Genomic DNA, 5,708 nt, shown 5'->3' with positions numbered 1-5,708 from the left:
CGGCCTCAAAACCGGCCAAATTGGTTGTCGCCCGCGGACAAGGTGGTTGACGCTCTACAGTTTGTCCACCTTGCTGCGCAAACGGCTGATATGCGTCTCGACGACGCTTGTGTTGGGATCGAAATTGAAGCTCCAGACCTTTTCCAGCAGCATCGTGCGCGTGACCACCCGGCCCGCACTGCGCATCAGCACCTCAAGCAGGACGAATTCCTTAGATTGCAGGTCGATCACACTGCCTTGCCGCCGGGCTTTGCGAGTAAGCAGATCCAGAGTGAGGTCGTGCACCGTCAATTCTGCGACATCCGTCTTGTCGCTGTGCCGTCGGGTCAGGGCGACAACACGTGCCAGAAGTTCCGAAAAGTGGAACGGTTTGGCCAGGTAGTCATCAGCGCCCGCCTCCAGCCCCTCGACCCTTGCGTCGACATCCCCCAGCGCCGTCAGCATCAGCACGGGTACCGCTTTGCCGACCGCCCGGAGTGCCTTGAGAACGCTAAGCCCGTCCATGCCGGGCATCATGCGGTCAAGGATCACCACCTCACAATCATTGTACATGCAATAACTTAGCCCATCGCGCCCGTCACTGACGTGGTCCACGCTGTGACCCTGTTCTTCCAGACCTGACACCATGAACTTTGCCATCTTCATGTCGTCTTCTACCAGCAGGATTTTCATGAGGTTCCTCCGGGAACGGTCTGGATCGGCTGCACCAAAAACGGGGACGCCAGTTTGGATGTTCAGTATGAAGACGGTCCTACATGTGGGCGCAAGACGCTATGGCGTTTCTGGAATAAAAGTAAGGCTCAAGCAAAGGAGAAGACGACGAGAGCGGCGAAAATCCAGAAAAAATTGCAATCTGACTAACTGGAGGTCTTCATCATGTCCGTCTTGCATCCCGACATGCCATCCAGCGTTGGCGACAAAGCAAGGCGAGGATTTCGCGTAACTGGGCTGGTTTTTGCCGGTCTTGGTTTGTTGGCAATCCTTGTGCCGACCGTTGCCACATTTGTTGTCGAACAGCTGGTCGCCTGGTTTTTGATCCTCTGGGGGATTGCGGGATTGTTGTTCGCTTCAAGCTTTCGCAGCTTTTCGGAATGGCGGCTGGTGGCTGCGGGGTTCGTTGCGGTCCTGCTGGCAGGGATTGCCTTTGTCCTGATGCCTGGGGCCGGTGCTACGATTTTGACTGGGGTATTGATCTCGGTCTTTCTGCTCGAAGGGGTGCTGTCTATCCTGTTAGGGTTACGGCTGAGCGGGAATCTCGACAGCTGGCGGTGGATCATCTTCAGCGGGGCCTGCTCGTTTGCTTTGGGCATGATACTTCTGATTGCCTGGACAGATGCGGCGTGCTGGGTCATCGGCTTCATGGTCGGTCTCAACTTCCTCTCCACCGGCCTGTCTTTGCTTCTTCTTTCAAGGGTGAAAAAAATATAATGACCGCATCGAAGCCAAAACAAAAGATTACCTGTCACGTTTGCGGTCAGGGTTTTCCGGCTGCACAAGTGGTTTCCTGGGGGTCTGTTCGTCCGGGTGTTTCGAATTTGATCACACAATCGCATCCCGGCTGGGAGCAGGGCAAACATATCTGCCGCGAGGACCTTGCGGTCTTTCGCCGTTCTTATGTGGAAAACCTTTTGGCGAATGAAAGGGGCGAACTGGGAGAGCTGGACCGCCAGGTCATCGACAGCCTGCAGTCCGGGCAGCTGATCACGCAGCACCTGATTGACGGAGAAAGCGATCAAATATCGTTTGGCGGTCGCGCCGCAGATCGTGTTGCTTCGTTCGGCGGCAGCTGGACCTTTATCATCCTGTTTGTCACGGTGCTTTTGTGCTGGATGGCGCTGAACGTTGTCGGAATTCTGGCACATCCGTTCGATCCCTATCCGTTCATCCTGCTCAACCTTGCCCTGTCCAGTCTTGCCGCGCTTCAAGCACCGGTCATCATGATGAGCCAGAGGCGCCAAGAGACCAAAGATCGGCTTAGGGGGGAGAATGATTATCGCGTCAATCTGAAAGCGGAACTGGAAATCAGGCAATTACACGAGAAAATCGATCATCAACTTGCCCATCAATGGGAAAAGCTGGCGGAATTGCAGCAGATTCAGATCGAACTGCTGGAAGAGCGTGCACGTGATGACCGCTAAGGTAACCCCACTGCCGACGCGGGTTACGTGGTTTCTGGAAAATCCTCTGATCCGGATCGCCGTGCCGGTTCTGATCATGGGGCTCACCCTGTTTGTGCTGCACAAGCTTGCGACAGATGTCTCCTGGAACGATGTGAAATCCGATTTCGGGCACGCAACTCCGCGCTCTATCGCCTTTGCCATTGGATGGATGGTACTCAGCTTTGCTGCGCTCTCCTTCTATGACGTTCTGGCGGTGCGCAGCGTGGCCCCGGGCCAGGTTCCGGCGCGCATCGCCCGCTATGCGGGCATGGCGGGCACGGCAATTTCGAACCTTCTGGGTTTATCCTACCTGACCGGCACCGCTGTGCGATATCGTATCTATGCCTCGCTTGGCCTCGATCTGTCCAAAGTTGCGGGTTTGATAGCCACGTCCTGGATCGCCTTCTGGCTTGGGCTGCTTGCCATTCTGGGCGTGCTGCTTTGTGCCCATCCGGTTGGCCTGTCCACGGTCCTGCCGATCAGTCCAGGGTTTGAAATGGGACTCGGTCTTGCGCTTCTTGCTGCGCTTGCTGGTCTGTTTTTCTGGCTGGCCCGCGGCGGGCGTCGGTTGACACTTGGCGGGTTCGGCTTTGACCTGCCGGCACCCGGGCTTGCGGCGCGCCTGATGGGCGCTGGTGTCGGCGATCTGATCTGCGCCGCACTCACGCTTTATGTTCTGATGCCAAGTGATCTGGCGCACAGTTTTCCTTGGTTCTTTGTGGTCTTCACCGGGGCCATTGCCTTTGGTGTGCTCAGCCATGCACCCGGCGGCCTTGGCGTGTTCGAGGCTACGATGATCGCGGGCCTTGGCGCCGGGGGACGGTCCGATGTGCTCGCAGCGCTCGTGCTCTATCGCTTGGTCTATTTCGTACTGCCCTTCATTGTGGCAGTTGCTTCACTTGCCGTGATCTGGTTGCGCAATCAGCGCCTTGCCGTCGGACGCTCTGTCAGCTGGGTGTACCGGCTTGCTAGACCAATTGTCCCGTTGGCAAGCTCGGGAATCGCCTTGCTTGCGGGTACCATCCTGCTGGTGTCGGGAAACCTGCCTGCAGACGATGAGCGCCTGGGGGTGCTGCGTGATATACTGCCAATGTCTTTTATCGAAGCTTCGCATCTGGTGGGCAGTGTGACAGGGCTGCTTCTGGTGGTGATTTCGCGCGGGCTCTATCGTCGGCTGTTCCGCGCCTGGGCAATTGCCATGTTCCTAATGGGCGTAGGGTTTGTTGCCTCGCTAGCCAAGGGGTTGGACTGGGGAGAGGCGGCGTCGATGCTGACAACGATCACGCTGCTGGGCGCTTTCCGATCAGTCTTTTACCGGGTAGAAACCGCTTCAGTCTTTCGGCTGAACGGGGCGTGGATGGTCAGCATTCTGGCACTTCTTGCGGCGGTGTTCTGGATCGGTCTGTTTGCTTATTCCCATGTCGACTACAGCAACGAACTTTGGTGGCAGTTCGCCCTGCACAGCGACGCCTCGCGGTTCCTGCGCGCAAGCCTTGTGATCGCACTGATCATGGCCGGGATTGCGCTGAATTCGGTTCTGAATACCCGCACAAGGCCCCGGGGGGCAATGCCCATACCGGATATCGTGCGCAAGTTGGTCGCCCAGAGCGAGGATGCAGAGGCACAGATCGCTCTGCTTGGGGACAAAAATTTCCTGATCTCTGACGATGGACGCGCGTATATCTCGTTTGGCGATACGGGGCGTTCGCTGATCACCAAGGGCGAACCGGTCGGCGATTATGACGCCGGTTGCCAGCTGATATGGCAGCTGCGGGAAAAGGCCGACAAGGCGGGCAAGCTCTGTGCCTTTTACGCCGTCACTCCGCGCTATCTGCCAACTTATCTCGACCTTGGCCTGTCGATCCTTAAGATCGGAGAGGTGGCACGGGTTGACCTGCAAGGGTTCACGCTCGACGGTTCAGAAAAGAAGGATTTTCGCCACGCCCGCAGTCGGATGATGCGCGACGGCTACGTATTTTCGATCATTCCCAGCGATGAGGTTGCCGCGATCCTGCCGGAATTGCGCGGCATTTCCGACCGCTGGCTTGCATCAAAACAAGGAGAGGAAAAGGCCTTTGCGCTCGGCTGTTTCGACGAGGCCTATCTGGGTAATTTTGATCACGCCGTGATGCGCCACACAGAAACCGGGCGCATCACCGCCTTTGCCAACCTGATGCGTAGCGCCCACCATCACGAATTGTCACTCGACCTCATGCGCCATGACCCCGACGGGCCGAAAATGGCGATGGATGCACTGTTCGGGGAAATGCTGATGTGGGGATCGGCGCAGGGATATCGATGGTTTTGCCTTGGTGCAGCGCCCTTTGCAGGCCTAGACAACCATCAGCTTTCGTCGCTGTGGAACCGTATCGGTGGTTTCGTCTATGCACATGGGGAACAGTTCTATCATTTCGAGGGGCTACGCGCCTTTAAGCAGAAGTTCGCACCGGTCTGGACGCCAAACTACCTTGCGTGCCCCGGAGGGCTCGCAACGCCGCGCGTTCTTTACGAGGTTAATACGCTGATTTCGGGCGGGCTGCGCGGGCTGATACGGTGAGATATATGTCGTGATCCTTAATTTCTCAGATCATTCGGACATTGAGCGGACCTTTCTGGCCTGGGTCCGAACCGCGATGTCCATCGTGGGTTTCGGCCTTGCGGCGGCAAGATTGAGCAGTGAAAAGGCCTTGATCTGGTCCAAAGTGTTGATGCTTGTGTCGGGGGGCGTCGTGATCCTTCTGGCATATCTCAGAATGCGGCATGTCAGCGCTCGGATCCGCGCAGCCGAGGAGGTCACGGATACCGCGTTGGCGACAGACCTTTCGGTTGTTTCTGATCATTGCGCTGTTTGGCCTGCTGCGGCCATTTGCCATTCATGTAGGTGCGCCCTAAGGGATCCGGCGCGAATCTTAGATCAGGGGAAAGTGCGCCTCAGGCCGCTGGTGTCCGGCGAGGAAAAAGCTTCCTGAATGCCGTCGAGACCGCTTCAAGTTCTGTTCGAAACGCTTTCAGAGGCTGATCCCATCCCGAGTGCTATCTGCATGCTGGACGTTGTTTTTCCGGAAATTTTGGCACACCTTCTTCCGACAACGCAGTATTGATCGGTAAGCGTTGCTTGGCCCCCCCTGTTCTTGATCCGGATGATTTGAGACTGAGGCCCTGTTGAATAGCAGTGGATGAGTGTCGCCATGGAGACTGCGAACGAGTTTGTCACGCGGTTGGGGGTTGAGGTCTCACGGACCGGAAGCCTGCGGTGGCCGGAGCGTGTGAAGGCGCGGATCGTGGGGGAAACGCTGGGCCTGGGGCGACGGTGAATGACGTTGCGCGCAAGTATGACATAGGCCCGAACCCCCTGTCGGGATGGCGGCGGCTGGCCAAGGATGGTGAACTTGTTTTGCTCGCGCCGGAGACTGACACGGACTTTGCCCCGTTGGTGGTGTGCGATGTCGAAAGTCCGCCACCGGCCAAAGTTACCGAGCAGACGACCCCGGCGGTCGAGATCATTGCCGGAGCGGTTTCTGTCCGGCTGGACGGTGCCACGCCCGCGGC

The 5,708-nt window shown here is 57.5% G+C and carries 6 protein-coding genes; 5 read left to right on the top strand and 1 reads right to left on the bottom strand.

Going from position 1 to position 5,708, the window contains the following annotated elements; translation table 11 throughout:
* Positions 1 to 54: 54 nt before the first annotated feature.
* A complete protein-coding gene (locus tag P775_RS23065) occupies positions 55 to 672 on the bottom strand; it encodes a response regulator transcription factor (RefSeq protein WP_099913188.1) in 618 nt (205 codons plus the stop codon).
* A 204-nt stretch (positions 673 to 876) separates the two neighbouring features.
* Here P775_RS23065 and P775_RS23060 point away from each other — a divergent pair, with 204 nt between their 5' ends.
* The 5 genes from P775_RS23060 to P775_RS23040 form a co-directional block, all read left to right on the top strand.
* Positions 877 to 1,428, top strand: a complete 552-nt coding sequence (locus tag P775_RS23060) for an HdeD family acid-resistance protein (RefSeq protein WP_099913187.1) — start codon at positions 877 to 879, stop codon at positions 1,426 to 1,428.
* On the top strand, positions 1,428 to 2,138 hold the full coding sequence (locus tag P775_RS23055) for a DUF1003 domain-containing protein (protein WP_099913186.1): 711 nt from the start codon (positions 1,428 to 1,430) through the stop codon (positions 2,136 to 2,138). Before P775_RS23060 ends, P775_RS23055 begins: the two co-directional genes overlap by 1 nt.
* Positions 2,128 to 4,716 carry a bifunctional lysylphosphatidylglycerol flippase/synthetase MprF gene (gene mprF, locus P775_RS23050; RefSeq protein ID WP_099913185.1) on the top strand — a complete coding sequence of 863 codons (2,589 nt, stop codon included), beginning with the start codon at positions 2,128 to 2,130 and terminating at the stop codon, positions 4,714 to 4,716. Before P775_RS23055 ends, mprF begins: the two co-directional genes overlap by 11 nt.
* A gap of 10 nt (positions 4,717 to 4,726) precedes the next feature.
* Positions 4,727 to 5,128 (top strand): YidH family protein, encoded by a 402-nt coding sequence (locus P775_RS23045; protein ID WP_245875825.1) that lies wholly within the window; start codon positions 4,727 to 4,729, stop codon positions 5,126 to 5,128.
* 341 nt (positions 5,129 to 5,469) lie between these two features.
* On the top strand, positions 5,470 to 5,708 hold a 239-nt coding region (locus tag P775_RS23040), incomplete at its 3' end, for a transposase (RefSeq protein WP_245875824.1).

The sequence above is a fragment of the Puniceibacterium antarcticum genome (assembly GCF_002760615.1).
Lineage (GTDB): Bacteria > Pseudomonadota > Alphaproteobacteria > Rhodobacterales > Rhodobacteraceae > Puniceibacterium > Puniceibacterium antarcticum.
This window is presented reverse-complemented; position numbering and strand designations above follow the sequence as displayed.